Annotated in this window: 1 protein-coding gene; it reads left to right on the top strand. The window is 46.8% G+C overall.

Translation table 11 applies throughout. The features are described from left to right. Nucleotides 1–263: nitrilase-related carbon-nitrogen hydrolase (locus tag AAEY75_RS15680; protein ID WP_352260110.1), on the top strand; the 263-nt coding region annotated here is incomplete at both ends.

Genomic DNA, 263 nt, shown 5'->3' with positions numbered 1-263 from the left:
AGTATGCTACGACTTACGGTTTCCGGTGTTTCAGCGCAATAACAATGACTACGACGTGATGATAAATATTGCCAATTGGCCAGCAGCAAGGCGCAATGTATGGGACACTTTATTAATGGCACGAGCAATGGAAAACCTATGCTACGTGGTTGGCGTAAACCGGGTTGGTGAAGATGGCAATGGTATTGCCCACAGTGGTGGAACTGCAGTGTATGACTTTAAAGGTGAGCCACTGATTAAAGCGAATGACGACCAGCAAGCAC

This window comes from Psychrobacter sp. TB55-MNA-CIBAN-0194, assembly GCF_040309505.1.
GTDB lineage: Bacteria > Pseudomonadota > Gammaproteobacteria > Pseudomonadales > Moraxellaceae > Psychrobacter > Psychrobacter fozii.
Note: the sequence above shows the minus strand (reverse complement) of the source record. Positions and strands in the feature narration are given on the sequence as shown.